The sequence below is a fragment of the Candidatus Skiveiella danica genome (assembly GCF_022705245.1).
GTDB lineage: Bacteria > Pseudomonadota > Gammaproteobacteria > Burkholderiales > Burkholderiaceae_C > Skiveiella > Skiveiella danica.
On the sequence record NZ_JAKJEW010000125.1, the window covers coordinates 1 to 651 of the forward strand.

Sequence of the window (651 nt, forward strand, 5' to 3'; positions counted from 1 at the left end):
GAGGCCATCATCGGCCGCGAGCTGGCCGCCGACCTGGGCCTGCGCGTGGGCGACCGCCTCACCCTGCGCACCGGCCTGGTGAGTGACGCTGCGCGTGTGACCGCGCTGGTGGACCTGGGCGTGAAGGACCTCAACCGCCGCACCGTGATCGTGCCCCTGCGCGCCGCGCAAAACCTGCAGGGACTGCCCGGCGGCGCTACGCACCTGGACCTGACGGTGACCGACGTCTGGGCCGCGCAGGCCCTGGCCGACAGCCTGCGCCGCCAGCACCCGCTGCGCGTGGAAAGCTGGCAAGAGAGCAACGCCCAGCTCAGAGCGTCAGTACCACCATCATCCGCGCGGTGGTGCTCGTGGTGGTGGTGCTGGGCATTGCCAGCGTGCTGGTGGTTTCTGTCGTGCAAAAGGGGCGCGAGATCGGCATCCTGCGCGCCATGGGCGCCACGCGCGGTCAGATGCAGCGTGTCTTTCTGCTGCAGGGCGCGGTGGTGGGGGCGCTGGGCTCCTTGCTGGGCATCGCGCTGGCGGTGGCGCTGGTCTGGGCCTTCACCACGTTTGTGCGCGGCTCGGATGGGCTGCCGCTGTTTGCCATCACCGTGCCGGTGCCCACCGCGCTGCGCGTGGCGCTGATCGCCACGCTCTGCGGGGTGATCA

General features: G+C 71.0%; 2 protein-coding genes. One reads left to right on the forward strand and one right to left on the reverse strand.

Annotation, left to right across the window (positions count from 1 at the left end):
• A partial coding sequence (locus ACMUOY_RS20415) for a hypothetical protein (protein ID WP_413894549.1) occupies nucleotides 1-294 on the reverse strand: 294 nt, incomplete at its 3' end.
• Between the two features lie 47 nt (nucleotides 295-341).
• Between ACMUOY_RS20415 and ACMUOY_RS20420 the strand changes: the two genes are divergently transcribed.
• The coding region (locus ACMUOY_RS20420) for an ABC transporter permease (protein ID WP_413894550.1) at nucleotides 342-651 on the forward strand (310 nt) is incomplete at its 3' end.